At 71.4% G+C, this 23,532-nt stretch carries 24 protein-coding genes; 8 read left to right on the forward strand and 16 right to left on the reverse strand.

What is annotated here, in order from left to right:
- Nucleotides 1-3: 3 nt before the first annotated feature.
- From EIL87_RS00665 to EIL87_RS00710, 10 genes are all read right to left on the reverse strand, one after another.
- Nucleotides 4-1,344 (reverse strand): MFS transporter, encoded by a 1,341-nt coding sequence (locus EIL87_RS00665; RefSeq protein ID WP_125088148.1) that lies wholly within the window; start codon nucleotides 1,342-1,344, stop codon nucleotides 4-6.
- A 29-nt stretch (nucleotides 1,345-1,373) separates the two neighbouring features.
- A complete protein-coding gene (locus EIL87_RS00670) occupies nucleotides 1,374-2,846 on the reverse strand; it encodes a mannitol dehydrogenase family protein (RefSeq protein ID WP_125088149.1) in 1,473 nt (490 codons plus the stop codon).
- A gap of 22 nt (nucleotides 2,847-2,868) precedes the next feature.
- A complete protein-coding gene (locus EIL87_RS00675; protein ID WP_125088150.1) occupies nucleotides 2,869-3,849 on the reverse strand; it encodes a LacI family DNA-binding transcriptional regulator in 981 nt (326 codons plus the stop codon).
- Nucleotides 3,850-4,192: 343 nt separating this feature from the next.
- Nucleotides 4,193-5,488 carry a helix-turn-helix domain-containing protein gene (locus EIL87_RS00680; RefSeq protein ID WP_125088151.1) on the reverse strand — a complete coding sequence of 432 codons (1,296 nt, stop codon included), beginning with the start codon at nucleotides 5,486-5,488 and terminating at the stop codon, nucleotides 4,193-4,195.
- Between the two features lie 395 nt (nucleotides 5,489-5,883).
- On the reverse strand, nucleotides 5,884-6,369 hold the full coding sequence (locus tag EIL87_RS00685; RefSeq protein WP_233575910.1) for a winged helix-turn-helix domain-containing protein: 486 nt from the start codon (nucleotides 6,367-6,369) through the stop codon (nucleotides 5,884-5,886).
- 197 nt (nucleotides 6,370-6,566) lie between these two features.
- Nucleotides 6,567-7,055 carry a DnaJ family domain-containing protein gene (locus tag EIL87_RS00690; RefSeq protein WP_125088153.1) on the reverse strand — a complete coding sequence of 163 codons (489 nt, stop codon included), beginning with the start codon at nucleotides 7,053-7,055 and terminating at the stop codon, nucleotides 6,567-6,569.
- A 39-nt stretch (nucleotides 7,056-7,094) separates the two neighbouring features.
- Entirely contained in the window at nucleotides 7,095-7,604 is a 510-nt protein-coding gene (locus EIL87_RS00695) for a mycothiol transferase (RefSeq protein WP_125088154.1), read from the reverse strand.
- 97 nt (nucleotides 7,605-7,701) lie between these two features.
- Nucleotides 7,702-8,616 (reverse strand): ribonuclease Z, encoded by a 915-nt coding sequence (locus EIL87_RS00700; protein ID WP_125088155.1) that lies wholly within the window; start codon nucleotides 8,614-8,616, stop codon nucleotides 7,702-7,704.
- A gap of 43 nt (nucleotides 8,617-8,659) precedes the next feature.
- Nucleotides 8,660-10,303, reverse strand: coding sequence for a cytochrome bc1 complex cytochrome b subunit (gene qcrB / locus EIL87_RS00705; protein WP_125088156.1), 1,644 nt, complete (start codon nucleotides 10,301-10,303; stop codon nucleotides 8,660-8,662).
- 84 nt (nucleotides 10,304-10,387) lie between these two features.
- Nucleotides 10,388-10,573, reverse strand: a complete 186-nt coding sequence (locus EIL87_RS00710) for a hypothetical protein (RefSeq protein ID WP_125088157.1) — start codon at nucleotides 10,571-10,573, stop codon at nucleotides 10,388-10,390.
- Between the two features lie 187 nt (nucleotides 10,574-10,760).
- Between EIL87_RS00710 and EIL87_RS00715 the strand changes: the two genes are divergently transcribed.
- The gene (locus tag EIL87_RS00715) at nucleotides 10,761-11,885 is read left to right on the forward strand and encodes a VIT1/CCC1 transporter family protein (RefSeq protein ID WP_125088158.1); all 1,125 of its coding nucleotides are present in this window, start codon (nucleotides 10,761-10,763) and stop codon (nucleotides 11,883-11,885) included.
- Between the two features lie 137 nt (nucleotides 11,886-12,022).
- On the opposite strand, the gene EIL87_RS00720 is transcribed toward EIL87_RS00715, so the two are convergent.
- Complete coding sequence (locus EIL87_RS00720) at nucleotides 12,023-12,568, reverse strand: hypothetical protein (protein ID WP_125088159.1); 546 nt, start codon at nucleotides 12,566-12,568, stop codon at nucleotides 12,023-12,025.
- A 277-nt stretch (nucleotides 12,569-12,845) separates the two neighbouring features.
- On the opposite strand from EIL87_RS00720, the gene EIL87_RS00725 reads away from it, so the two are divergent.
- Both EIL87_RS00725 and EIL87_RS00730 read left to right on the forward strand, forming a co-directional pair.
- Nucleotides 12,846-14,135, forward strand: a complete 1,290-nt coding sequence (locus EIL87_RS00725) for a LuxR C-terminal-related transcriptional regulator (RefSeq protein ID WP_158628555.1) — start codon at nucleotides 12,846-12,848, stop codon at nucleotides 14,133-14,135.
- Between the two features lie 31 nt (nucleotides 14,136-14,166).
- Nucleotides 14,167-14,988, forward strand: a complete 822-nt coding sequence (locus EIL87_RS00730; RefSeq protein ID WP_125088161.1) for a methyltransferase domain-containing protein — start codon at nucleotides 14,167-14,169, stop codon at nucleotides 14,986-14,988.
- 158 nt (nucleotides 14,989-15,146) lie between these two features.
- Here the strand turns inward: EIL87_RS00730 and EIL87_RS00735 are convergent, their stop codons facing one another.
- Nucleotides 15,147-16,124: an aldo/keto reductase gene (locus tag EIL87_RS00735; RefSeq protein WP_267898782.1), complete on the reverse strand. Its 978-nt coding sequence runs from the start codon at nucleotides 16,122-16,124 to the stop codon at nucleotides 15,147-15,149.
- A gap of 96 nt (nucleotides 16,125-16,220) precedes the next feature.
- A complete protein-coding gene (locus tag EIL87_RS00740) occupies nucleotides 16,221-16,532 on the reverse strand; it encodes a GNAT family N-acetyltransferase (protein WP_125088162.1) in 312 nt (103 codons plus the stop codon).
- Nucleotides 16,533-16,668: 136 nt separating this feature from the next.
- Here EIL87_RS00740 and EIL87_RS00745 point away from each other — a divergent pair, with 136 nt between their 5' ends.
- Both EIL87_RS00745 and EIL87_RS00750 read left to right on the forward strand, forming a co-directional pair.
- Nucleotides 16,669-17,661, forward strand: coding sequence for a pirin family protein (locus EIL87_RS00745; RefSeq protein ID WP_125088163.1), 993 nt, complete (start codon nucleotides 16,669-16,671; stop codon nucleotides 17,659-17,661).
- A 77-nt stretch (nucleotides 17,662-17,738) separates the two neighbouring features.
- Nucleotides 17,739-18,743, forward strand: coding sequence for an NADP-dependent oxidoreductase (locus EIL87_RS00750; protein ID WP_125088164.1), 1,005 nt, complete (start codon nucleotides 17,739-17,741; stop codon nucleotides 18,741-18,743).
- 5 nt (nucleotides 18,744-18,748) lie between these two features.
- On the opposite strand, the gene EIL87_RS00755 is transcribed toward EIL87_RS00750, so the two are convergent.
- Both EIL87_RS00755 and EIL87_RS00760 read right to left on the reverse strand, forming a co-directional pair.
- A complete protein-coding gene (locus EIL87_RS00755; protein ID WP_125088165.1) occupies nucleotides 18,749-19,549 on the reverse strand; it encodes an SDR family oxidoreductase in 801 nt (266 codons plus the stop codon).
- A gap of 57 nt (nucleotides 19,550-19,606) precedes the next feature.
- Nucleotides 19,607-20,200 carry a hypothetical protein gene (locus EIL87_RS00760; RefSeq protein ID WP_125088166.1) on the reverse strand — a complete coding sequence of 198 codons (594 nt, stop codon included), beginning with the start codon at nucleotides 20,198-20,200 and terminating at the stop codon, nucleotides 19,607-19,609.
- A gap of 297 nt (nucleotides 20,201-20,497) precedes the next feature.
- On the opposite strand from EIL87_RS00760, the gene EIL87_RS00765 reads away from it, so the two are divergent.
- A complete protein-coding gene (locus tag EIL87_RS00765; RefSeq protein ID WP_125088167.1) occupies nucleotides 20,498-21,664 on the forward strand; it encodes a fumarylacetoacetate hydrolase family protein in 1,167 nt (388 codons plus the stop codon).
- Nucleotides 21,665-21,713: 49 nt separating this feature from the next.
- On the opposite strand, the gene EIL87_RS26680 is transcribed toward EIL87_RS00765, so the two are convergent.
- Entirely contained in the window at nucleotides 21,714-21,866 is a 153-nt protein-coding gene (locus tag EIL87_RS26680) for a hypothetical protein (RefSeq protein WP_158628557.1), read from the reverse strand.
- Between the two features lie 214 nt (nucleotides 21,867-22,080).
- Here EIL87_RS26680 and EIL87_RS00770 point away from each other — a divergent pair, with 214 nt between their 5' ends.
- Nucleotides 22,081-22,485 (forward strand): DUF5313 family protein, encoded by a 405-nt coding sequence (locus tag EIL87_RS00770; RefSeq protein ID WP_125088168.1) that lies wholly within the window; start codon nucleotides 22,081-22,083, stop codon nucleotides 22,483-22,485.
- A 203-nt stretch (nucleotides 22,486-22,688) separates the two neighbouring features.
- Nucleotides 22,689-23,531 (forward strand): nitrilase-related carbon-nitrogen hydrolase, encoded by an 843-nt coding sequence (locus tag EIL87_RS00775; protein ID WP_125088169.1) that lies wholly within the window; start codon nucleotides 22,689-22,691, stop codon nucleotides 23,529-23,531.
- Nucleotide 23,532 lies beyond the last annotated feature (1 nt).

Below are 23,532 nucleotides of genomic sequence, written 5' to 3' on the forward strand. Positions count from 1 at the left end.
CCGTCAGGCCGCGTCCTGGGGGACGTTGAGGTCGCGGTCCTTGGTCTCCGGAGCGATCAGCGAGGCGCCGAAGCTGATCGCCATGACCACCATCATGTAGACCGCCACCGGGACCCACGAGCCACCGAAGGCGGCCATCAGCCCGGCGCAGATCAGCGGTGCCACACCGCCGCCCACGACCGCGGAGAACTCCCGGCTCAACGCCACGCCCGCGTAGCGGTAGCGGTTGCCGAACAGCTCAGGGAAGTAGCTCATCTGCACGCCGACCGACCCGTGGCAGGCCAGCACGAAGCCGATGACGATCGCCACCGTGATCGCGATCGGCGAGCCCGTGTTGAGCGCGATGAAGGTCGGCACCGGCAACAGCACCAGCGCGCCCATGATGGTGGAGTAGACGCTCTTGCGACCGACCACATCGGACAGCGCGCCGAAGCCGAACGCCGCGATGCCACCGCAGATCGCGCCCAGCAGCAGCACCTTCGGCACGAACGCCTTGTCGACTCCCACCGACGAGACCAGGTAGGACGCCATGAACACCTGGTAGGTGTAGGACTGGGCGTTGGAGCCCACGTTGAGGAAGAAGGCCAGCAGCAGCGGCTTGCGGCCCTTGCGGAAGGTTTCGGCGACCGGCGCCTTGGTCTCGCCGACCTGCTCCTTGAGCTCCTGGAACACCGGGCTCTCGTTGAGCTTGCGCCGGATGATCAGCGCGGCGATCGTCACCAGCAGGCTGCTGCCGAACACCAGCCGCCAGCCCCAGCTCATCAGCGCGTCCTCAGGCAGCGACTGCGCGAGGATCCACGCCACAGCGCCCAGCGCGGTGCCCAGCGCCGCACCGGTCATCACCAGCGAGGCCAGCGTGCCGCGCTTGCCCCTCCCGGCTGTTTCGGTGAGCAGGGTCGCGCCGCCTGCTTGTTCCGCGCCGGCGCCCATGCCCTGGAAGAACCGGCACGCCACCAGCAGCACCGGGGCCAGCAAGCCCACCTGCGAGTACGTCGGCAGCAGACCGATGGCCAGGGTGGAACCGCCCATCAGCAGCAGCGTGGCCACCAGGACCCACTTGCGGCCCAGCCGGTCACCGAAGCGGGAGAAGATCAGCCCACCCAGCGGTCGCGCGGCAAAACCCACCGCGTAGGCGCTGAACGAGGCCAGGATGCCGGCGACCGGCGAGATGTTCGGGAAGAACAGCTTGCTGAAGATCAGCGCCGAGGCGGTGCCGTAGATGACGAAGTCGTACTGCTCCAGCGTCGTGCCGATCAGGCCGGCCCAGGCCGCCCTCCGCACGGCCTTGCGGTCCGGTGGGGCCTCTGTCGCGGTGTCCGCAGTGGAACTTCTTTGTTCGGTCATCGGGTCCACGCAATCTGGTCGTGCTGCTGTTATCTCTGGGCTTGCAAGGCTTCCTGGGAAGCCGCGGCGACCCCGTGGGCGGTGAGCACGTCGACGAGCTCGGCCACCCGTTCCTGGAACTGCTGGTGCTCGGCGAGCTCGTCGCCCAGCAAGCCACCGCGCAGGGCGGCGGAGACGAAATCGGCGGTGCCGGTGGACTCGGCGTGCTTCGCGCGCAGCGCTTCGGCGGCCGGGTCGACCAGCGCAGCGGTGTGCGGCGTGGTCCCGGGCGCCGTCGTGGCGCGCAGGTAGGCGGCCACGCACAGCGCGAGGTGGTGCGGCATCCGGCCGGACTGGAGGTGCATCGCCGCAGGTTCCGGCACGCGCTGGGCGAGCTTGTTCGACCCGTCGGACCCGACCTGTCGGGTCCGGTGGCCCAGCGAGGTGTTGCTCCACCGCGTGAACAGCTGCGCGGAGTAGTCGTGGAAGTCGACGTCGGCGGGCATCGTCAGCGTCGGCAGGTAGTCGCTGCGCATCAGCTGCCGCGCGGCCTCGGCGATGTGCGGCCGGGCGGTGGCCTCCGCGATGAGGTCGCAGCCGTCCAGTGCACCCAGGTAGGCGATCAGCGAGTGCGTGCCGTTGAGCAGTCGCAGCTTCATCAGCTCGTAGGGCTCGACGTCGTCGGTGAAGGTCACCCCGCCGTGCTCCCACGCCGGCCGCCCGGCGGCGAAGCGGTCTTCCAGGACCCACATGCTGAACGGCTCGGCAGGCACGGGAACCTCGTCGCGCAGCCCGAGCCGGTCGGCCACGGCCGCGCGGTAGGTGTCGGTGGTGGCGGGCACGATCCGGTCCACCATCCCGTTCGGGAAGCTCACCGAGGTGTCCAGGTAGGACAGCAGGTCCTCGCGCTCTGCGGCCGGCAGCGCTGCGGCGAACTCGCGCACCAGGCGTCCGGTGAGGTCACCGTTGCCGGTGAGGTTGTCGCAGCTGAGGATCGTCACCGGAGCGGCGTGCGTGGCGGTGCGGCGCTGCAGCGCGCGGGCCAACCGGCCGATCGTGGTGCGCGGGAGACCTCCGGCCAGATCGGTGCGCACGTCGGGGTTGTCGAGGTCCAGGTTCTTGGTGCGCGGTGAGTAGGTGTAGCCCTTCTCCGTGATCGTCAACGTCACGATCCGCGTCTCCTGGGCCGCCAGCGCGTCCAGCACGGCCTGCGGTTGCTGCGCGGCCACGAGCACGTCGCTGTGCACGGCAGGCACGACCACCTCGGTGCGCTCGGGCGAGATCTCCACGACTCCGTAGCGCAGGTCCTGTTCACGCATCACCTCGGCGACGGTGGCCGAGGAGTGGGCCACGCCGATGATCGCCCACGGCCCGTCGGCGTGCTCCAGCGCGCGTGCGGTGTGCACGGCCTGGTGCGCGCGGTGGAAGTTGCCCAGTCCGAGGTGGACGATGCCGGGCGCGCCCAGCGCGCGGTGGTGCTGCAGCGCCGAGGCCGGCGTGGTGGACGCGGTGAGTCGTTGCATGGTGAACCAATCGGTGGACGGGTCAGCGGGAAGCAGGTGCGGTGGAGTCGCGCACGACCAGCTGCGCGGGCAGCAGGTGCTTGCGCGGCGGCGGGCGGTGCCCGCCCAGGATCGGACCGAGCAGTTCCACGCTGAGCGCCCCTGCCTTCGACCACGGGATGGAGATGCTGGTCAGCGAAGGGCGGGAGACCTCGGTGAGGGCCACGTCGTCGATGCCGATGACGCTGAGCCCGTCGGGGACCTCGACGCCGAGGGCACGGGCGCCCTTGATCACCCCGAGGGCCACCAGGTCGTTGTGCGTGATCACGGCGGAGGCGCCGGTGGCCAGGACGCTGGCGGCGACCGCGGTTCCGGCGGCGACCGTCTCGGCTTGCCAGGCCAGCACGTCCAGTTCGATGCCGGCCGCAGCGGTGATCTCCTCGACCAGCTGCACGCGGCGAGGGCTGGACCAGGAGTGGGTGGAGCCGGAGACGAACGCGATGCGCGCGTGGCCGAGCGCGGCGAGGTAGTCGACGGCTTGCCGCAGACCGTCACCCGCGTCGGCGAGCACGCAGTCGACCTCGTCGTGCTCCTGGTTGATCAGCACCGACGGCGTCGACCCGCACAGCTCGACGAGCTCGTCGGCGGGCAGCCGCGACGAGCACAGCACGATCGCCGCGACCTGGCTGCGCAGGTGGGAGATGGCTTCGCGCTCCCGGTCCGGGTCGCGGTCGGTGTCGTGCAGCACGAGGGTCTGCCTGCGCCGGCGCCCCTCGCCCTGGGCGGCTTTGACGAGCGTGCCGTAGACGGGGTTGGCGATGTCCGGGACGACCATCGCCACCGTGGACCCGGCGACCTGGTCGTCACCGCCCTTGGCGGCGGCGTGGTAGCCCAGCTCTTGGGCGGCGGAGAGGACCTTGCGCAACGTTTGCGGACCGAGCCGCTGCGGGTCGCTGAACGCGCGCGAGGCGGTGGACAGGGCGACGTCGGCTCGTTTCGCCACGTCGGTCAAGGTCGGCGCCATCGCCCCTCCGCTCTCTCACAGCCCGGCGGAGCACCGGGCAGAGCAGATCTTGACCAACCTTGCACAAGCTTGTCAACTCCCTTGCAGGGGGAGCGGGTAAGAGCGGTTGCTGTGCTCAGCGGTGCGGGTGGCAGGACCTGAGCGGCTTCGTGGACTCCGTGCGCCGCTCCTCGAGCATTCGATCCGTGTCGTCACGGCGTACTCGCCACGAAGCCGCTACGAACGGCGGCGGTGCCGGCTGACTCCCACACCTGACGAAACGGTTGCCGTCGCGGGCCGCCTCGAGTGGCGGTGCCGGTCGAGTCCGCACCTGACGGGTGGCTCCGCCGCATGGTGGAGCTCCTCAGTCGCAGGTGGGGTCTGGGGGGCTGAGGGCGTTGCCGAGGCGTAGGCGGTAGAGGCGGGTGGGGCGGCCGCGGCGGGTGGGCTGCGCGCTGCCCTCGGCGGTGACCAGCTCGGCGGTGCTGAGCTTGCGGATCAACCGCCTGCCGCTGGGATCGGTGATGCCCAGCAGCGTCGCCAGCTCGCTGGGCGTGACCGCGCGGCCGTGCAGCTCGCGCTCCACCGATTCCAACCGGGACAACGTCGCCGGGCTCAACCCCACCTCGTGGGCCAGCCGTTCGACCTCCGCGCCGTGGTCGCGGTAGGAGAACTCGGCACGGCGGCCGTTGCCCCCGATCGGGCCGATGATCACGCCGCTGTCCTGGATGACGAACCCGCACGAGTACGGCTCGGCCTCGGCCCGCACCGCCGCGCGATCGGCGAGCGCAATGCCCGCCCGCACCGACGCCCCCAAGCCGAACCCGGCGGCGATCCGCACGTCCATGCTGCCCCCGGCCTTGTGCAGCGCCGGCACCACCTGCCAGTCGGCCGTGGCGCGCTGCAGCAGCGCCTGGTGCGCGAAGACCAGGACTCCGCGCGTGCCGCGGTCCTCCACCCAGGCGCCGGCCAGCTGCGGGTCCTGGAGCAGGACTTCGCGCAACCCGTCCCGCGCTCCTTCCACGTCCGCACCGTCCCGGACCTGGAAGACGCCCACGGCGAAGCGGTGTTCCTCGGCCCGAGCGGTGCGCGCCCGCAGCGCGAGGTCCTGCAGCGCGCTGCGCACCGACGCCGCGAGCAGCTCGACCTCGACCACCGGCGCCTCCGCGCGCAGTGCTTCGGCCACTTCCCGGAGCGGGGTGATGACGACGCCACCGTGGTGCAAGGCCTGCCGGTGGTGGGCGATGACCTCCTCCACCGGTTGTCCCGGCGGGTGCGGCAGGGCGGAGTGGCGCACCCCGAGCGTGGTGGCGACCTCCTGGAGCACGTGCTGGTCGAAGGTGTCGATGCTGGCCCGGCGGTGTTCGGGGTGGTCGGCGCGCATCCGCGCGACCGCCAGCGCCAGCTCGAGCGCTCCCGGGCGCACCACGGCCACCGCCAGCTCGGCCGGGAGCTGGTCGTGCAGGGCCTCGTGGGCGCGCGGACCGAGCAGCAGACCGTCCACACCGGGCGCGGCCACCAGCTCCCGCAGCCGGTCACCGGCTTCCTCCGGTTCACGGTGGACGGCCCAGCGCAGGGTGGCGCCGGTGGTGGTGCTCGCGCCCTGGCGGAAGACGTCCTGGTGCCGCACGTGCACCAGCACGCCGATCACCACGCTCATGTCGCCACCCGGGTTCGGCTCGCCGACGAAACTTCACCAGGATTGCGCGAACACCGCACGCGGTCAACGACCCGGACCCAGAGCCACCCAGAGCCCGCACCCAGCCGCCCCCTACCGGCCGCTCCGGAAAACGGCCAGGTCCACTTCAGAACCGCGGCGAAAGCCCCCTGTTCCAGCTGCGGGCCCCACGTGCCCGCCGCCCCAGGCGGCCCGGCGGCAGCCGCTTCTCCAGGTGTGGGACTCACCTTGCACCGCCGCAGGTTCTGAGCGGTTTCGTGGCGAGTACGCCGTGACGACGCGTGTTCGAAAGCTCGAGGAGCGGCGCACGGAGACCACGAAGCCGCTCAAGCCCTGCCACCCGCACCGCTGAGCAAACCGGTTCCCTCGACAAAGCGCTAATCCTTGATGATGTGGAGGCGGTCTGGTTGGTCCAACCGATACCCCACCCCCCGGACCGTCGTGATCAGGTCCAGCTCGGGGCCCAGCTTGTTGCGGATCCGCCGCACGTGCACGTCCACCGTGCGGGTGCGGGGTTCGCTGGAGAAGTCCCAGACCGCTGCCAGCAGCGTGTTGCGGTGGTGCACCCGGCCGGGATTGCGGGCCAGGAACAGGAGGAGGTCGAACTCCAGCCGCGTGAGGCGCACGTGAGTCCCGTCCGGACTGACGATCTGCCTGGCGGCCACCAGGATTCGCAGGTGCGGCGTCATCGGCGCACCGTCCATCGTGGACTGCGCGGGGATGGTCTCGCGCAGCTCGGCGTTGCGGGTCAGCACGCGTTCCAGCAGGGCCAGGTCTTCGCGGTTGACCACGAACCGGGCGGTGACTTCGACGAGACCGGCGTCTTCGGGGACGAAGTCCGCTGCTGCGGGTTCCAGCGTCATGGCACGTTCCTCCATCGCTGCGAGTGGTGAACGGGCGGGAGCAGAGGAGCTCAACCGCGCGGACACGCAGCGGAAGCGACCCACAGCAGGTCGATGTGCGCACGCTGCACCAGCAGCGGTCCCGATGCCATGCCACCAGATCGAAGCAGCACGGGACGCGCCGGTCAAAGACCGCCCGCACAGTGGGAAAGCGCAGTTCAGCGGCGGAACCAGCGGCTGAACCAGCCGCGCCGGCGAGTCCGGGGGCGGTGCGCCGCCGGCGCCGGGGCCAACGGCGGGGGAGTGGCCCGCTGCGCCCGCCACTGCTCGACGAGGGCGTCCACGTCCACCGGCGCCACCGCCACCCGCGGGCCCTCCGGGAACCGCAGGTGGTCCACGATGCGGCGGTTGAGCTCGGCGGCGGCGTCGCGCACCGCCTGCTCGGTGCTCAGCTCGGACACGGTCACCGGCAGCCGCTCGACCTCGCGGCGCAGCCGCAGCGAGGTGGGCAGCAGCGCGTCACCGGAGATGCCTTCGCGGCGGATCTGCTCCTTGATCCACCACTGCTCGTCCAGCGGCGCACCGGCGCCGGGCAGCGGTTTCCCCGCACCGGGCAGGTCGTCGAACTCGCCCCGTTCCTGCGCGGTGCGGATCTGGCGTTCCACCCACGACTCGAACGTGACCCCAGGAGGCTTGCGTTCGCTCATGCCGCGATTGTCCTGCACCAGCGGTCCGGGCCGCCAGCGTCAGCTGGTGCGGGTCAGGAACCCCTTGAGCAGGGCGGCCTGCCCGGCGTGCTGCAGGTCGTCGGCGATCACGCTCACCAGACGCACGCCGAGGGTGACCGGCGGCGACCAGCTGGTGTCGATGACCTCGTCCAGGTCGGCGTCGCTGAGGCCGGTGACGAACCGCAGCGTCTGCTCGTGCACTGCGTCGTAGTAGCCGGTCAGCAGCTCGCCGGAGGCGCGCACCGACTCCACCTGCTCGGGGTCGTGGCCGAAGCCGGTGTCCTCCTCGTCGAGCGGCAGCGCGAAGCGCGCGGCCCAGTTCTGCACCAGCCACACCTGCTCGGTCTCGGCGACGTCGGCGATGTGGTCGTCCTGGACCCGCGCGAGGTGCCACACCAACCAGGCGATCGAGTTGGTCTCGGGGTCGATGCGGTGCGCCAGCTGCTCCTCGTCGAGGCCGGCGACCGCCTCGTGCACCACTCCCTGAACCCGGCTGAACGCATCGACAAGCACATCGGCGCTGGTCATCCGGTCCTGCTCCTCACATCCGGTGGCAATCGCTCACGGGCACACGGTACGGCGCACGGGTGCTCACGGCATGGATCACCGGCGGCGCGTTCGTGTTTCACCGGCGCGGCGGCACCGGGACGCGGTCGAGGTCGGCGGCCACCACGACCTGCCCGTCGAACGCCGCCGCGGCCTCCTCCTGGAAGCGCCGCGGATCGGCGTAGCGCTGCGAGAAGTGGGTGAGCACCAGGCAGCGGACTCCGCACGCGGCCGCGACCCGACCGGCCTGGGCGGCGGTGAGGTGCCGGTAGCGCTCGGCGAGCGTCGCGTCCTGGTCCAGGAAGGTCGATTCGATGACCAGCATGTCCGCGCCGTCGGCGAGCTCGAACACCCCGTCGCAGAGCCGGGTGTCCATCACGAAGGCGAAGCGCTGACCGGGCCGCGGCCGGCTGACCTGCGCCAGCTCCACCGTCCGGTCGCCGACCACGACCGACCCCTCGCGCTGCAACCGGCCGATGTCCGGTCCGCGCACGCCCGTCCGGGCCAGCTCCTCCGGCAGCATGCGGTGGCCGTCGGGTTCCTCCAGCCGGTAGCCGAAGGTGTCGATCCGGTGCTCCAGCCGCACCGCTCGCAGCGTCCCGGCCGCCTCGTGCGCGATCACGCCGTCGCGGGTGATCGGGTGCTCCTCCAGCCGCACCGAGTCGTCGTAGGCCGAGGCGTAGCGCAGGTGGTGGAAGAACGTCGCCCCCGAGGCCGGGTAGTGCGCGTGCACCGCGCCCCGCACCCGGTCGGTCGTCATCCGGTGGAGCACGCCGGGCACGCCCAGGCAGTGGTCGCCGTGGAAGTGCGTGAGGCACAGGTGGTCGACGTCGTTGGCGCTGACCCCGGCGAAGGTCATCTGCCGCTGGGTGCCCTCGCCCGGGTCGAACAGCAGCCCCAGCCCGTCCCAGCGCAGCAGGTAGCCGTTGTGGTTGCGGGTTCGGGTCGGCGCCTGGCTGGCCGTGCCGAGCACGACGAGTTCCCGGTTGGACACGGCGGCAACCCTATGCGCCCGACCGGCCTGCGCGGGGCCGGCCTCAGTCCTCGGGCGGGCGCGGTCGACCGGAGCCCACCTCGGTCTGCTCGTGCTCCTCGCGCTCGAGCGCGGCGTCCAGCTCGCGGGTCTCCTCCGGCGGGTCGGGACGCAGCAGGCTGCCCGGGACCGAGCGTCCGGCGGCACCGAGCTGGTTCATCTTCTTCGGCACCGGCGCGCCCTGGTAGTCCAGCGGCACCGGGTGGCCGTGCTCGTCGACCGGGCCCAGCGGCTGGTGGACCTCGATGAACTCGCCGTGCGGCAGCCGCTTGACCACGCCGGTCTCGACACCGTGGTCGAGCACCTCGCGGTCGCCGCGCTGCAGGCCCAGGCAGAGCCGGTAGGTGACGTAGTAGGCGAGCGGCGGCAGCACCAGCACCCCGACGCGACCGGCCCAGGTCATCATGTCCAGCGACAACCCGAACACGAAGGCGACGATGTCGTTCATCCCGGAGATCAGCACGATGACGAAGAAGGTGATCGCCATCGCGCCCAGCGAGGTGCGCACCGGGCAGTCTCGGGGTCGCTGCAGCAGGTTGTGGTGGGCGTCGTCGCCGCTGAGCTTGCGCTCCAGCATCGGGTACATGGCGGCGATGGTGAACACCAGGCCCATGCCGAGGATCAGCGGGAAGAACGGCGCGGGCACGGTGAACGGTCCCAGGTAGAGCTCCCACGGCGGCCACAACCGGCCCATCCCGTCGGTCCACATCATGTACCAGTCGGGCTGGGAGGCCGCCGAGACCTGCGCCGCCAGGTAGGGGCCGAAGTTCCAGATCGCGTTGATCTGGAAGATCCCGCTCATGATCGCCAGCACCCCGGTGACGATGAGGAAGAAACCGGTGGACTTCACCGCGAACACCGGCATGATCCGCACGCCGACCACGTTCTGCTCGGTCCGCTTGGGCCCCGGGAACTGGGTGTGCTTCTGGTACCAGACGATCGCCAGGTGGGCCGCCACCAGCGCCAGGATGAGGCCCGGCAGCACGAACACGTGGAACAGGTAGAACCGCGGGATGATCACGGTGCCGGGGAACTCGGCGCCGAACAGCAACCACTGCAGCCAGGTGCCGATGATCGGGATGGACAGCACGATGCCGGAGGCGATCCGCAACCCGGTTCCGGAGAGCAGGTCGTCGGGCAGCGAGTAGCCGACGAAGCCCTCGAACATGCCGAGCACGAACAGCGAGACGCCGATGAGCCAGTTCGTCTCGCGCGGGCGGCGGAACGCGCCGGTGAAGAAGATGCGGAACATGTGCGCGGTGAGCCCGCACATGAAGATCAACGCGGACCAGTGGTGCAGTTGCCGCGCGAACATCCCGCCGCGGACTTCGAAGGAGATGTCGAGGGTGCTCTCGAACGCCCGGGACATCTCGACACCGCGCAGGTTGGTGAAGGCCCCGTTGTAGGTCACCTCGGCCATCGACGGGTCGAAGAAGTACGCGAGGTAGGTCCCGGTGATCAGCAGGATGATGAAGCTGTAGAGAGCGATCTCGCCCAGCAGGAAGCTCCAGTTGGTGGGGAAGACCTTGTTCAGCTGCCGTCTCATCCCCGGAGCCGCCCGGAAGCGCTTGTCCAGCTCGTCGGCGCCTTCGGCGACCGACCGGGACAACCTGCTCTCCGGCTTCGTCGGCTGCGTCAGCTTGCTCATGTCGACTCCAGGCATCGCCGGAATTCACGACATTGCCGACCCAGATTACTCCGCCCTGTGCCGGTGAGCAGCCGAAACCGTGTGCTACTTGCCGTGGAACAGCGCCTGGAAGAAGGTCGTCAGCGAGCTCACCACGGTGGTCAGCGCCTCCACGATGGTGGTGACGGCGTTGCGCACGGCTTCGGCGGCCGACACGGGGTCGCGCACCAGCAACGATCCGCAGACCAGCACCACGACAACGACGATCACGGTCACGGCTTTGCGGTTCATGCGATCAGCCTCCGTCGGTCCGCCCGGCGTGCCGCAGGAACCCTACCTCCCACACCCGCCTCGTCCGTCACGCGACGGGGTCACGCGTGTCACTCCGGCCCCGCGGGTGCCGCCGGCCGGGGGAAGACCGCCGAGGAACCGCCCGCGTCGACTGGTGGTGGCGCTGGGGCGCTGGGAAGCTGCACGCGTGCAGGACAAGATCACCGACAGCCGGTCGATCCGCCGCTGGCGGCGCCGGCTCGCCGACGAGCGCGAGGAAGCCCGCGTCTACCGGAGCCTGGCCGCCCGCCGCAGCGGTGAGGAGCGCGAGATCCTGCTGGGGCTGGCCGAAGCCGAGGAGCGCCACGCCCGCTTCTGGGAGGGCCTGCTCGGCGACGAGATCGGACCGCACCGGCGCGGCCAGTTCCGGATGCGCATCCTCGTCGCCCTCGCCCGCCGCTTCGGCTCGGTGTTCGTCCTGGCCCTGGCCCAGCGGGCAGAGAGCCGCTCGCCGTACCGCTACGACCAGGACGTCCCCGCCTCGATGGCCGCCGACGAACGCATCCACGAGGAGGTCGTCCGCGCCCTGGCAGCCCGCGGCCGGGCCCGCGTGTCGGGCTCGTTCCGCGCAGCGGTCTTCGGCGCCAACGACGGCCTGGTCAGCAACCTGGCCCTGGTGCTGGGCGTGATCGGCGGGAACGTCCCCTCCGACGTCGTCCTGCTCACCGGACTGGCAGGACTGCTGGCCGGGGCGCTGTCCATGGGCGCCGGCGAGTACATCTCCGTGCGCTCCCAGCGCGAGCTGCTCTCCGCCGCGCGCCCGGACCCCCGGGCCCGAGCCGTGGTCGCCGACCTCGACTTCGACGCCAACGAACTGGCCCTGGTCTACCGCGCCCGAGGCATGGACGAGGAGGAAGCCCACCGCCGCGCCGACGCCCTGCTGAGCAAGATCCAGCTCAACCTGCCCGCCCGGCACGAAGGGGCGGAGCCCACCGCGGAGGACGCCCACGGTGGGCAGGACAGGTCGAGCGAGACCACCGACGGCCACGAGGTGGTCGGCACGGCCATGCGAGCGGCGTTGTCGAGCTTCGTGTTCTTCGCCTCCGGCGCCCTCGTCCCCGTCCTGCCCTTCGCCGCCGGCCTCACCGGCGTCCTGGCCGTCGTGCTCGCGGTCGTCCTGGTCGGCATCGCGCTGATGCTCACCGGAGCCACCGTCGGCGTCCTGTCCGGCGCCGCCCCGCTGCCCAGGGCCGTCCGCCAGCTCGCCATCGGACTCGGAGCCGCCGCGGTCACCTACCTGCTCGGGGTCCTCTTCGGCGCGACGGTCGGTTGACCTCCGGCTTTCCCGGCGCGAGGGTGGGAGCGACTCTGGGGGTGGTCGCGATCGAGCGGGGACGTGTGCCGGTGCCACTGACCCGGTTCTTCGGGCGCACCGCGGAAGTCGAGCAGGTCACCGGCTTGCTCCGGGAATCACGCCTGGTCACGCTGGTGGGTGCGCCGGGAGCGGGGAAGACCCGCCTCGCCGGCGAGATCGTCGGCGACGGGTGGTTCGTGCCCCTGGCACCGATCACCGACCCCGACACCGTCCCGGGCGCGGCGGCCTCCGCGCTGCACGTCGCCCAGAAGACCGGGTCGACGGAGACCGAGGCTCTCGTCGAGGCGTTCGCGGACACCGACGCGGTGCTCGTCTTCGACAACTGCGAACACCTCGCCCCCGCCGTCGCCGCGTTGGTGCACCAGCTGCTGCTCGGCTGCCCGGGACTGCGGGTCCTGGCCACCAGCAGGATCGCGCTGGGCATCACCGGGGAACGCACCTTCCGGGTGCCGCCCCTGGACGAGGAGTCCGCGCTCGCGTTGTTCACCGACCGCGCCCGGCTCGTGAGCCCGGGCTTCGAGCCGGGCGCGGTCGAACACCGCGAGGCGCGGCGGATCTGCCGCCGGCTGGACAGCCTTCCGCTGGCCATCGAACTCGTGGCCGCCTGGAACCGGGTGCTCACCCCGACCCAGGTCCTGCACCGCCTCGACACCATCCTGCCGATGCTGACCAGCACCGACGGGACGGTCGCCGACGAGCGGCAGCGCACGATGGAGGCGACCGTGGCGTGGAGCCACAGGCTGCTCAGCCCCGCCCAGCAGGAGCTGTTCGAGCTGCTGTCGGTCTTCGCCGGTGGGTTCGACCTCGAGGCCGCCGAAGCCGTGGTCGGGTCCGAGGCGCTGCTCGCGGACCTGACCGCGCTGGTGGACCACTCGCTGGTGCTGGCCGACCCGGTCGGGCCCCGCGATGCGCTACCGCATGCTCGAACCCGTCCGCGAGTACGGCCTCGCCGCCCTGGCCCGGCGGGCCGACCAGCAGCAGCGGACCCGCGCTGGCCACGCCGAGCACTACGCAGGACTGGCGCAGCGGTGCGACGTCGGGCTCCGCCGCGAGGACCGCAGCCGTCACCTGCTCACGATGTGCCGCGAGGAGGACAACCTGCTGGCGGCGTTGGCCTGGGCGCGCGAGCACGACCGCGACCTGGCCCTGCGGCTGGCGACCGCGCTGGCCTACTTCTGCGAACTGCACGGGCTGGTCAACGACGGGCGCGCGTGGCTGAGCGGACTGCTCGACAGCGGAGCGGGCGACGAGCGGACCCGGGGCGAAGCCTCCGCCCGCCTCGGCCGGCTCGCCTGGCGGCAAGGGGACAACGACGGCGCGCGGAGGTACTTCGGTGACGGCCTCTCCCTCGCGCGCTCTCTCGGCGACCGCCTGCGGATCGCCACCGGACTGCGCAACCTCGCGCTCGTGGAGTGCTCGGCCGGCAACGGTGAGCGGGCCCTGGAGCTCAGCGAGCGCAGCGTGAAGCTGCACGCCGAGCTGGACGACGTGGGCCGGGGGTGGGCGTGGACGGTGCTGGCGCTGGCCAAGGCCACCACGGCCCAGTGGGCCGACTGCGACCGGGCCTCCCGAGAAGCTTTGGCGGCCAACCGGGTCCAGCGCAGCACCGCGCTGGAGGCGACCGCCCGGATCGGGATCGCCTTCGCCGCGGCCAACACCGGGGACACGGCGACGCACCGCGCGCACCTGCGTGTCCTGCTGGCCGACATCGGTGAGGCCGGCGAGCTCGTCGACGACTCCGACTGGTTGTGGTCCGCCAGCGGATTGGCCTGCAACGAGGGGCGGTTCCGCGCGTCGCTGCGGCTCGCGGGCGCAGCCCGCGCCGTGAGCGAGCGAGGCTGCACCATGCCCCTGACGACGATGCCCTTCACCGAGTCCTGCCTCGAACGCGCGCGGCAGCAGCTCGGGAGGCGGAGCGCGGACCGGCTGATGCGCCAAGGCACCGCGATGACGACCGAGCAGTTGATCGCCGAAGCACTGCAGCAGCCCACCGCCGGTGACCGCCCGCTGTCGCCGCGGGAGCGCGAGGTCGCCGAACTGGTCGGCGACGGCAAGACCAACGAGCAGATCGCCGCCGCCCTCGTCCTCTCCCGGCGCACCGTCGAATCCCACGTCGAGAGCCTCAAGACCAAGCCCGCCCTGGGCGGCAGGAACGAGCTCATGGCATGGGTCCTCGCGCGGCGGTTCGATTGCGTCCCACCGCGCTGACTGAGCCGCCGAAGAATCCGTGCGTTTACGGATGCCGCGAGTCAGCTCTTCTCGGGAGCCTGGACGGCATGACGGCACAGCACTACATGTTCAACACCGCCGAGGAGTCGAGCACGAACGTCTGCGCGCCCAGGCGCAGGTGTGGGACCGGTTGACCTTCCGCAGGCTGGCGGAGTGCGGCGTCACCGAGGGCTGGGACTGCCTGGACGTCGGGGCCGGATCGGGAACCGTGGTGCAGTGGCTCTCCGGCAGGGTCGGCGACAGCGGCCAGGTCGTGGCCACAGACCTGGAGACGACCTGGTTGCAGCGGCTCAAGGCGGCCAACCTCGAAGTCCTCCGGCACGACGTGAGCGTCGACCCGTTCGGCGAATCCGTGTTCGACCTGATCACCCTGCGGCTGGTGCTGGTTCACCAGCGAGACCAGCGAGCCGTGCTCGACAAGCTCGTCGCGGCGCTCAAGCCCGGCGGCACACTGCTCGTGGAGGAGTGCGACTTCGGCACGCTGCCGATGTCGGACCCGCCGGACAGCACCTGGAGCACGGTCGCCGCCGCACCCGCGGCCCTGGTGGAACTGCTCGGCGCGGACCCGCACCTGGGGGACCGGTTGCCGCGCATGCTGCGCGAATCGGGACTCACCGACGTGGACGCCGAAGCGGTCGCCTTCCCGCGGCGGATGCCCGACATCCCCAGCTGGCAGAAGAACTTCCAAGAACTGCGGGACCGGATGATCGAGGCCGGCCTGGTGGAGCAGGCTCAGGTCGACGAGGTCATCGCCACCTTCGACGACCCCTCGTGCGAGCTCGTCGTGCGCGGGCCGACGATGGTGTCGGTGCGGGGGCGCAAAGCGGCGTGAGGAGTCGCGTCGTCGGCTCTGGGGGCTTCACGCCGAGCGCGTCCCGGTGCGGCGCCGCAGCAGCGGTTCCCGCGGAGGAGCCGCTGCTCGGCGCCCACGCCGTGCGCAGGGGTGAGGTCGCGCAGGCGCCGAACAGCGGCCGGTCCCGGCACCGGCGGTCAGCGGTCCAACCTGGACATGCCGTCGGGGTGGTACCGCTCGCCCGCGGCGGCACCGGGCGGGAACCGGTCGGAGAGCTCGGCGACCAGGTCCGGGCTCAGGGTGGTCGTGGCGGCCTGGATGTTGGCCTCGACGCGGTCGAGGCGGCGGCTTCCCGGGATCGGCAGGACGTCCTCGCCCTGGGCCAGCAACCACGCCAGCGCCAGCTGCGCCGGGGTCAGGCCGAGCTCCTCGGCGCGCTCGCGCAGCGGCCGGGTCAGCTCGATGTTGCGCTGCAGGCTCTCCTCCTCGAAGCGCGGGTACCGCTTCGCGCGAGCCTCGAGGTTCTCCACGTCGGAGACGCTGGTGAACGTGAGCACCCCGCGACCCAGCGGGGAGTAGGCCACCAGGCTCACGCCCAGCTCCCGGGTCGCCGGCAGCAGTTCGGACTCGGGATCGCGGGTGAACAGCGAGTACTCCTGCTGCACCGCCGTGATCGGGTGCACCTGGTGCGCGCGGCGCAGCGTGGCGGCGCTGATCTCCGACAAGCCGATGTGCTTGATCTTGCCGGTCTCGACGAGCTCGGCCATCGCGCCGACGGTTTCCTCGATCGGCGTGGTCTTGTCCAGCCGGTGCAGGTAGTAGAGGTCGATGTGGTCGGTGCCCAACCGCGACAGGCTCGCGTCCACGGCCTGCCGCACGTAGTCCGGCTTGCCGCCGCCGGTCTCCTTGTTCGCGCCGAACTTGGTGGCCAGGACGACCTCGTCGCGCCGCTGGGCCAGCAGGCCGCTGATGAGCCTCTCGTTGTGCCCGTCGCCGTAGACGTCGGCGGTGTCGAGGAAGTTCACCCCGAGGTCGAGCAACTGGTCGAGCAGCCGCGCCGATTCGGCGTCGTCAGCGGTGCCGTAGACGCCGGACAGGCCCATCGCGCCGTAACCGAGGGCGCTGACCTCCGGACCGTGGCGTCCGAGCCTGCGACGTGGGGGGGTGTCGGACACGAGAGGGACTCCTGATCATGCGACGGTGGACGGCACCAGCGTAGTTCCTGTCGGAGGATCCGCCTCGCGAGGCGGCCGTGCGCACGGGGTTCGGCTTCAGAGTTCGAACTCGGGGCGGCGGTCGGCGGGCACCAGGTCGACGTGGTCGGGGTGCTTGGCGATCCAGCCGCGCACGAACGGGCAGAAGGGCAGGACCGCCAGCTCGCGTCGGCGGGCCTCGTCGAGCGCGCCGCGCACCAGCGCGCCGGCGACGCCCTGGCCGCTGAACTGCTCGCCAACCTCGGTGTGCAGCAAGGAGATCTGGCCGTCCCGCAGCTTGTACTCGGCGAATCCGGCGAGCTCACCGCCCACGCGGACCTCGAACCGGTTCGCAGCGGGGTTGTCCTCGATCACGGGCTCGGTGCTCACGACGTGCTCCCGTCGGTAGACGACCCGACGAGCCTAACGCGCGGGCAGGCCGAGGTGTCCGATCACGACGGGCGGGTCCGGGGACGTCCGGCGGGGTGGTGTGCGTCCCGGCCGCCCGCGGAGGAGGCTGGGGTGCGTGAGCAACGTCGAGAGCCGACCGGACGAACTGCGCTGCGGAGGCGTGGCCACCGCCGCGCCCGGACCGGAGCTGCTGCGGCCGCGCGAGGTCCCGCTGGGCGGTCCTCGGGCCATGCTGGTCGGCCGCACCCTGCCCAACCGTCACCGCCGCATGGTCGGAGCCTGGTGCTTCGCCGACTTCTACGGGCCGGCCGACATCACCGGGCAGCCCGGCATGCAGGTCCCGCCGCACCCGCACACCGGCCTGCAGACCGTGAGCTGGCTGCTCGACGGGCAGGTGCTGCACTGCGACAGCGTCGGCAGCACGCAGCTCGTCGAACCGGGCCGGCTGAGCCTGATGACCGCGGGCCGCGGCATCGCGCACTCCGAGGAGTCCCCGGCCGACCACTCCGCAGTCCTGCACGGCGTGCAGCTGTGGATCGCGCTGCCGGGCGAGGAACGCGGTGTCGCCCCGCACTTCGAGCACCACGCCGACCTGCCGGTGATCAGCACTCCGGAGGGCACGGCGACGGTGCTGGTGGGCTCGCTGCTCGGCGGCACCTCGCCCGCGACTACCTACTCAGCGTTGGTGGGCGCCGAGCTCAGCGTGCACCCGGGCACGACGATGGTGATCCCGGTCGAGGCCCACTTCGAGCACGCCGTGCTGGCGCTGTGGGACATCACCGTCGACGGGCACGAGGTGAGCACCGGCGACATGCTCTACGTGGGCAGCGGTCGTGACGCGGTGACGATCACCGCCGCCGGGCGGGGCAGGGCGATGTTGCTCGGCGGAGTGCCGTTCGAGGAGCAGATCGTCATGTGGTGGAACTTCGTGGGACGCAGCCACGAGGAGGTCGCCGAAGCCCGCGCGGAGTGGGAGCGGAATCGCCGGGCGCTCGACGAGCCGGGGCGCTTCGGCGTCGTGCACGGCCACCACGCCCCGCCGTTGCCCGCGCCCGCCCTGCCCAACGCCGCGCTGCGCGCTCGGGGCCGCACCCGTGACCGGCCATGATCAAGGCCTCGTGGTCGGCCCGCGGACGGCGACGTAGAGTCCGGAGAAGGAAAATGTTCCGATGAAAGGATCAGTTCATGAGCAAGGGTCTGGAGATCCGCCTCGCGTCCCGGCCGCAGGGGCTGCCGACGATGGACAACTTCGAGTTCGTCGAGGTGGAGGCTCCGCAGCCGGGCGAGGGGCAGCTGCTGGTGCGCAACCTGGTCATGAGCGTCGACCCCTACATGCGCGGCCGGATGAACGAGGGCAAGTCCTACGTGCCCCCGTTCGAGGTCGGCAAGGCGCTCGACGGCGGCGCCGTAGGTGAGGTCGTCAGCAGCAACGCCGAGGGCTTCCAGTCCGGTGACCTGGTGCTGCACCAGCTGGGCTGGCGCGACTACGCCGTGGTCCCGGCCGAGCACGCGACCAAGGTCGACCCGAACATCGCGCCGCCCAGCGCCTACCTCTCCGTGCTCGGCATGCCTGGCATGACCGCCTACGCGGGCCTCGTCGACGTCGCCGAGCAGAAGGAGGGCGACGTCGTGTTCGTCTCCGGTGCTGCGGGTGCCGTGGGTTCGCTGGCGGGCCAGATCGCCAAGCTGCGCGGGGCCAAGAAGGTCATCGGCAGCGCGGGCTCGGCGGAGAAGGTCAAGTACCTGCTCGACGAGGTCGGCTTCGACGCCGCCTTCAACTACCACGACGGTCCGGTCCGCGAGCAGCTCGCGCACGCCGCGCCCGAGGGCATCGACGTCTACTTCGACAACGTCGGCGGTGAGCACCTCGAAGCCGCGATCTTCTGCTTCAACGACTACGGCCGCGCCGCCGAGTGCGGCATGATCTCGCAGTACAACAACGAGAAGCCGGAGCCCGGCCCGCGCAACATGATGATGATCGTGCAGAAGCGCCTGAAGGTGCGCGGCTTCATCGTCATGGACCACGCCCACCTCAAGGACCAGTTCTTCAAGGAGGTCGGCGGCTGGCTGTCCGAGGGCAAGATCAGCTACCGGGAGACCGTCGTGGAGGGGCTGCGCAACGCCCCCGACGCGTTCCTCGGGCTGATGCGCGGCGACAACACCGGGAAGATGCTGGTCAAGATCGCCTGATCAGCTCACTGGGCGGGGTGGTCGCGCAGCCACTCCGCCCAGGTCCGCCGCCCGTGCCGGTCGTGCGGGCAAGTCCAGTCGGAGGCGATGCGCCGCAAGCGCTTCGGCGCGGGAACGGTGATCACGCGCGCACGGCCGCCGCGCACCTCCTGCCAGGTCTGCACCGCCTCGCCCAGCGTGAGCACCTCGGGGCCACCGAAGTCCGGGCGCCGTCCGGCCGGTCCTTCGGTCACGCAGGTCGCGAGGTAGGCGGCGAAGTCTGCCTCGTCGACCGGTTGCGTCGGCAGCGATGCCGGCAAGGGCAGCACCGGAAGCCGGGCGGCCCGTCCGAACATCCGGTCCAGCAACCAGTGGAACTGGGTGGCGCGCACGATCGACCACGGCACTTCGGCGACGCTGACCAGCTCCTCCGCGGTGTGCTTGAGCCGCAGGTAGGGCAGCGCGGGGCGGTCCACGCCGACGATCGACACGTAGGTGAAGTGCTCGACGCCCGCGGCCGCGGAGGCCTCGAGCAGCCGCGAGGTGCCGTCGACGTCGACGTCCGGTGGGCTGCGCCAGAAGTCCGCCGGATGCGGCAGACCGCGCTGCGCCATCGGTGACCACGTCGCCGCGTGCACCACGGTGCGAGCGCCGGTGACGAGCTCTTCCACGCCCTCGCCGGTCGCCAGATCGCCCGCCACCCACTGGACTTCGGCGTCCGTGCCCGGGTGGCGGGTGAGCACCCGCGTGCGGTGCGTCGGTTTGAGCGAGCGCACCAAGTGGCGTCCCACGTGGCCGGTGCCACCGGTGATCGCGACCGTGTCCATGGGCCGGCACCTCCTGGGATCAACGATCCCACCGGTGCGCGGGTCCCGCGAGCGGCGTCAGCGCCCCAGCAGCGGATCGGTGAGGCCCTCGACCACACCACCGACCAGCGGGAGCAGGCCCGGCTTCGGCTCGGAGGGCTGGGTGGGCTCCGGGGTCTCGCCGGGCTCGGACGGCTGGGAGGGTTCCGAGGTCTGCGTCGGCTCCGAGGTCTGCGTCGGCTGGGAGGTCTGCGTCGGCTGGGAGGTCTCCGGCGGCGGAGCCGGCTGGGAGGTCCGCGTCGGCTCGCTGGTCGGCTCCGGGGTGCTGGTGGCCGACGGGGTGCTCGTCCGCGAGGCCGAGGTCGACGTCGGCGAGCGGCGCTTCGCCGTGGTCTCCGGGGCCGCGCGCTCCGTGGAGGTGGTCACGGCCGGAGGCGGTGAGGCCTGGGCCGAGGAAGTCGGTGCGGGCGGGGCGATCGGCACGACCGGCGGAGCGGTCCCGGTGCCGCCCGGCTGCAGCTGCGGCAAGTACTGCCGGGTCGGCGCGGAGGCCTGCGCACGCGCCGCGTTGGCCGGGTCCGGCGTCGCGGCCTGCTCGGCGCGCGTCTGCGAGTAGTGCGCGCTGGTGACGGCGATGACGGCCAGCACCGCCGCGGTGGTGTAACCGAGCACCGGTGCGGTGTACCGCCACGCGATGCCACGCCGGTGGCGCCCTCGTGCGGTCCGCGCCAACGACGACCTGCCCACTACAACTCACCCCACTGCTGAATGATCCATTCCGACCAAGATCCATCACCCGAATGAGTGAAGGAAGGCAGGTCGAACCCTACGTCACCGCCGCGCGATCTCGCCAGCACCGTCGGGGAGCGGGTCGGATCTCCGCCCGCGGCGGGACCACCCGCTCGAGAAGGGGGTGGAGCGCGGTGTTCGGAGCGCTATGTTCCCGGCGAGCCGAACGAGAGGTGAGAAGTGAATCTGCTCGACGATGCCCGTGACCTGCTGCCCACCGATCACGACGTGGCCGTGCTGGTCGGTCGACTGCACGACCCGGACGAGGGCGGGCCTGCCGTGGTCGCCGTGCGCGGCGACGAGCTGATCGACCTCACCGACACCGCACCGACCCTGACCGACCTGCTCGAGCACCGCGATCCCGTGGCGCTCGCCCGCACGGCCGCGCCCCGCAAGAGCTGGTCGTTGCTCGACGTGCTGGCCGAAACCCTGCGCGACAAACCGGGTCCGAAGCTGCTGGCACCGGCCGACCTGCAGGTCCTCAAGGCGGCCGGAGTCACCTTCGTGCAGAGCATGCTCGAGCGCGTCATCGAGGAGCGCGCCGCCGGCGACGTGACCCGCTCGGCCGAGATCCGCGAGCAGGTCGAATCCGCCATCGGCGGCACCCTCGCGGCGGTGCGGCCCGGCTCGGCCGAGGCGCGCGCGGTCAAGGACGTGCTGGTGCGCGACGGCCTCTGGTCGCAGTACCTGGAGGTCGGGCTCGGGCCCGACCCGGAGATCTTCACCAAGGCACCGCTGCTGTCCGCGGTCGGCGCGGGCGCGCAGATCGGCATCGCCGAGGGCTCGGACTGGAACAACCCCGAGCCCGAAGTGGCCCTGGCGATCCGCAGCGACGGCACCATCGTGGGCGCCACCCTGGGCAACGACGTCAACCTGCGCGACGTCGAGGGCCGCAGCGCGCTGCTGCTGCCCAAGGCCAAGGACAACAACGCCTCGGCATCGCTGGGGCCCTTCCTGCGCCTGTTCGACGACGGGTTCGGCCTCGACGACGTCCGGCAGCTCGACGTGCGGCTGGAGGTGCGCGGGCGGGACGGCTTCGTCCTCGACGGGCTCAGCTCGATGCGCGAGATCAGCCGCGACCCGGAAGAGCTGGCCGCCGCCGCGCTGGGCGCGCACCACCAGTACCCGGACGGGCTGGTCCTCTACACCGGAACCCTCTTCGCCCCCACCGAGGACCGCGGTGCGCCCGGCAAGGGCTTCACCCACGAGGTCGGTGACGTGGTGCGGATCTCCACCGCGAAGCTGGGCACCCTCGCCAACCGGGTCAACCGCAGCGAGCAGTGCCCGCGGTGGGACTTCGGCGTGCGCTCCCTCATCACGAACCTGACCCACCGCGGACTGCTCTGACAACCCCCTGCGACGGCACCGGCCCGCCTGACGGCGGGCCGGTGCTCGCTCATCCGCCCAAGCGGACGCTGCGCTTGACCTGAGCCACGATCTCCTTGAGCCCCCGCCGGGTGCTCATGGACCCGGTGCCGTCCAGCGCGTCGGTGAACATCACGAACCCCAGAACCAGAACCAACAGCATTGCCACGACGACGACGAACACGTTTCCTCCCCTGTCTGCCTGCGATATCGAGCTCTCGCGAAGCCCCGTTACTCGAGGGACGCGTTACCCCCGTCAGGGTGGCGCAAAACCACCCGAATGTGACGCACATCGCTCTCCGTGGCCGCGTCATGTCGTTCAGCAACGCGTCGTACGATGCGCAGCGGCCGCCGAACGGACGGCCGCGCAGCACTTCGACGAGGACTAGCCTGGACCCATGGCGACCACCCCGCCCGCGCCGACGTCACGCCCCAACCCGGCGCAGTGGGTGTGGTACGCCTTCGGCGGCAAGCTGCCGGACCGGTGCGCCGAGTGGGTGCTCCACGACGTCACCTGCCGCACGTGGGTGTGGAGGCACCTCGCCCGCGCCCTGACCCAGCTCGCCCCGTTCTGCGTCGTGGTCCTCCTGGTGCCCGGTCCGATGTGGATCCGGCTGAGCGCGCTGGCGCTCGGCGTGCTGGTCGGCCTCTTCTACTCGCTGTGCTACATGGGCGAAACCGGCGAGCACCGCGCCATCAAGCACGGCTTCCCGCCCGGCGTGGCCCGCGACACCCGCACCATGCGGCGAGACCTCGACCGCGCCAACAAGCACGGCGTCGGCTACCGCCCCTGGTGGGAGTAGCCCGACACACCGGCGCGTGAGCCGGTCGAGCGAATTCCCCCGCGGCCCTGGACCGCGTCCTCCCTCGCAGCGCCCTCGCGCACGGCCGAACCGTCACCGGGAGTGCCTGATCGGTGATTGCGGGTGCACGACGGCGGGCCTACGTTCGGTGACACCCCGCCCGAAGTCCGGCGGGAGGTCCCGAGCGAGGAGGTGGCCCGCTGATGGCCAACGTCGTCCGCGCTGCTCTCGTGCAGGCCAAGTGGACCGGTGACACCGCGAGCACGGTCGACGCGCACGAGCAGCACGCCCGAGCCGCCGCCGCGCGAGGTGCGCGGATCATCGGGTTCCAAGAGGTCTTCAACGCGCCCTACTTCTGCCAGGTCCAGGACGACGAGCACCACCGCTGGGCCGAAGCGGTCCCGGACGGCCCGACCGTGCAGCGCATGTGCGCGCTCGCGCGCGAGCTGTCGATGGTCGTCGTCGTGCCCGTCTTCGAGGTCGACGGCCCGGGTTTCCACTACAACACCGCGGCGGTCATCGACGCCGACGGCTCCTACCTCGGCAAGTACCGCAAGCACCACCTGCCGCACCTGCCGGGCTTCTGGGAGAAGTACTACTTCCGTCCGGGCAACCTCGGCTGGCCGGTCTTCGACACCGCAGCCGGCCGGGTGGGCGTCTACATCTGCTACGACCGGCACTTCCCGGAGGGCTGGCGCGCGCTCGGGCTGGCTGGAGCGCAGATCGTCTACAACCCCTCGGCCACCAGCAGAGGCCTGTCGTCCTACCTGTGGAAGCTCGAGCAGCCGGCCGCCGCCGTGGCCAACGAGTACTTCATCGCCGCCATCAACCGCGTCGGCGTCGAGGAGTACGGCGACAACGACTTCTACGGCACCAGCTACTTCGTCGACCCCTACGGCCAGTTCGTCGGCGAACCCGCCAGCGACACCGAGGAAGAGCTGCTGGTGCGCGACCTCGACCTGGACCTCGTCGACGAGGTCCGCCGCAAGTGGGCCTTCTACCGCGACCGCCGGCCCGACGCCTACGACCCGCTGACCCGGCCCTGAA

Source organism: Saccharopolyspora rhizosphaerae (assembly GCF_003931915.1).
Lineage (GTDB): Bacteria > Actinomycetota > Actinomycetes > Mycobacteriales > Pseudonocardiaceae > Saccharopolyspora > Saccharopolyspora rhizosphaerae.

Coding starts and splice junctions, on each gene's coding strand:
- qcrB (WP_125088156.1), bottom strand. CDS start 10,303: ATGAGCAAGCTGACGCAGCCGACGAAGCCGGAGAGCAGGTTGTCCCGG.
- EIL87_RS00755 (WP_125088165.1), bottom strand. CDS start 19,549: ATGGACACGGTCGCGATCACCGGTGGCACCGGCCACGTGGGACGCCAC.
- EIL87_RS00690 (WP_125088153.1), bottom strand. CDS start 7,055: ATGAGCGAACGCAAGCCTCCTGGGGTCACGTTCGAGTCGTGGGTGGAA.
- EIL87_RS00665 (WP_125088148.1), bottom strand. CDS start 1,344: ATGACCGAACAAAGAAGTTCCACTGCGGACACCGCGACAGAGGCCCCA.
- EIL87_RS00730 (WP_125088161.1), top strand. CDS start 14,167: ATGCCGCGAGTCAGCTCTTCTCGGGAGCCTGGACGGCATGACGGCACA.
- EIL87_RS00695 (WP_125088154.1), bottom strand. CDS start 7,604: ATGACCAGCGCCGATGTGCTTGTCGATGCGTTCAGCCGGGTTCAGGGA.
- EIL87_RS00710 (WP_125088157.1), bottom strand. CDS start 10,573: ATGAACCGCAAAGCCGTGACCGTGATCGTCGTTGTCGTGGTGCTGGTC.
- EIL87_RS00670 (WP_125088149.1), bottom strand. CDS start 2,846: ATGCAACGACTCACCGCGTCCACCACGCCGGCCTCGGCGCTGCAGCAC.
- EIL87_RS00725 (WP_158628555.1), top strand. CDS start 12,846: ATGCTCGAACCCGTCCGCGAGTACGGCCTCGCCGCCCTGGCCCGGCGG.
- EIL87_RS00770 (WP_125088168.1), top strand. CDS start 22,081: ATGGCGACCACCCCGCCCGCGCCGACGTCACGCCCCAACCCGGCGCAG.
- EIL87_RS00775 (WP_125088169.1), top strand. CDS start 22,689: ATGGCCAACGTCGTCCGCGCTGCTCTCGTGCAGGCCAAGTGGACCGGT.
- EIL87_RS00750 (WP_125088164.1), top strand. CDS start 17,739: ATGAGCAAGGGTCTGGAGATCCGCCTCGCGTCCCGGCCGCAGGGGCTG.
- EIL87_RS00680 (WP_125088151.1), bottom strand. CDS start 5,488: ATGAGCGTGGTGATCGGCGTGCTGGTGCACGTGCGGCACCAGGACGTC.
- EIL87_RS00675 (WP_125088150.1), bottom strand. CDS start 3,849: ATGGCGCCGACCTTGACCGACGTGGCGAAACGAGCCGACGTCGCCCTG.
- EIL87_RS00685 (WP_233575910.1), bottom strand. CDS start 6,369: ATGACGCTGGAACCCGCAGCAGCGGACTTCGTCCCCGAAGACGCCGGT.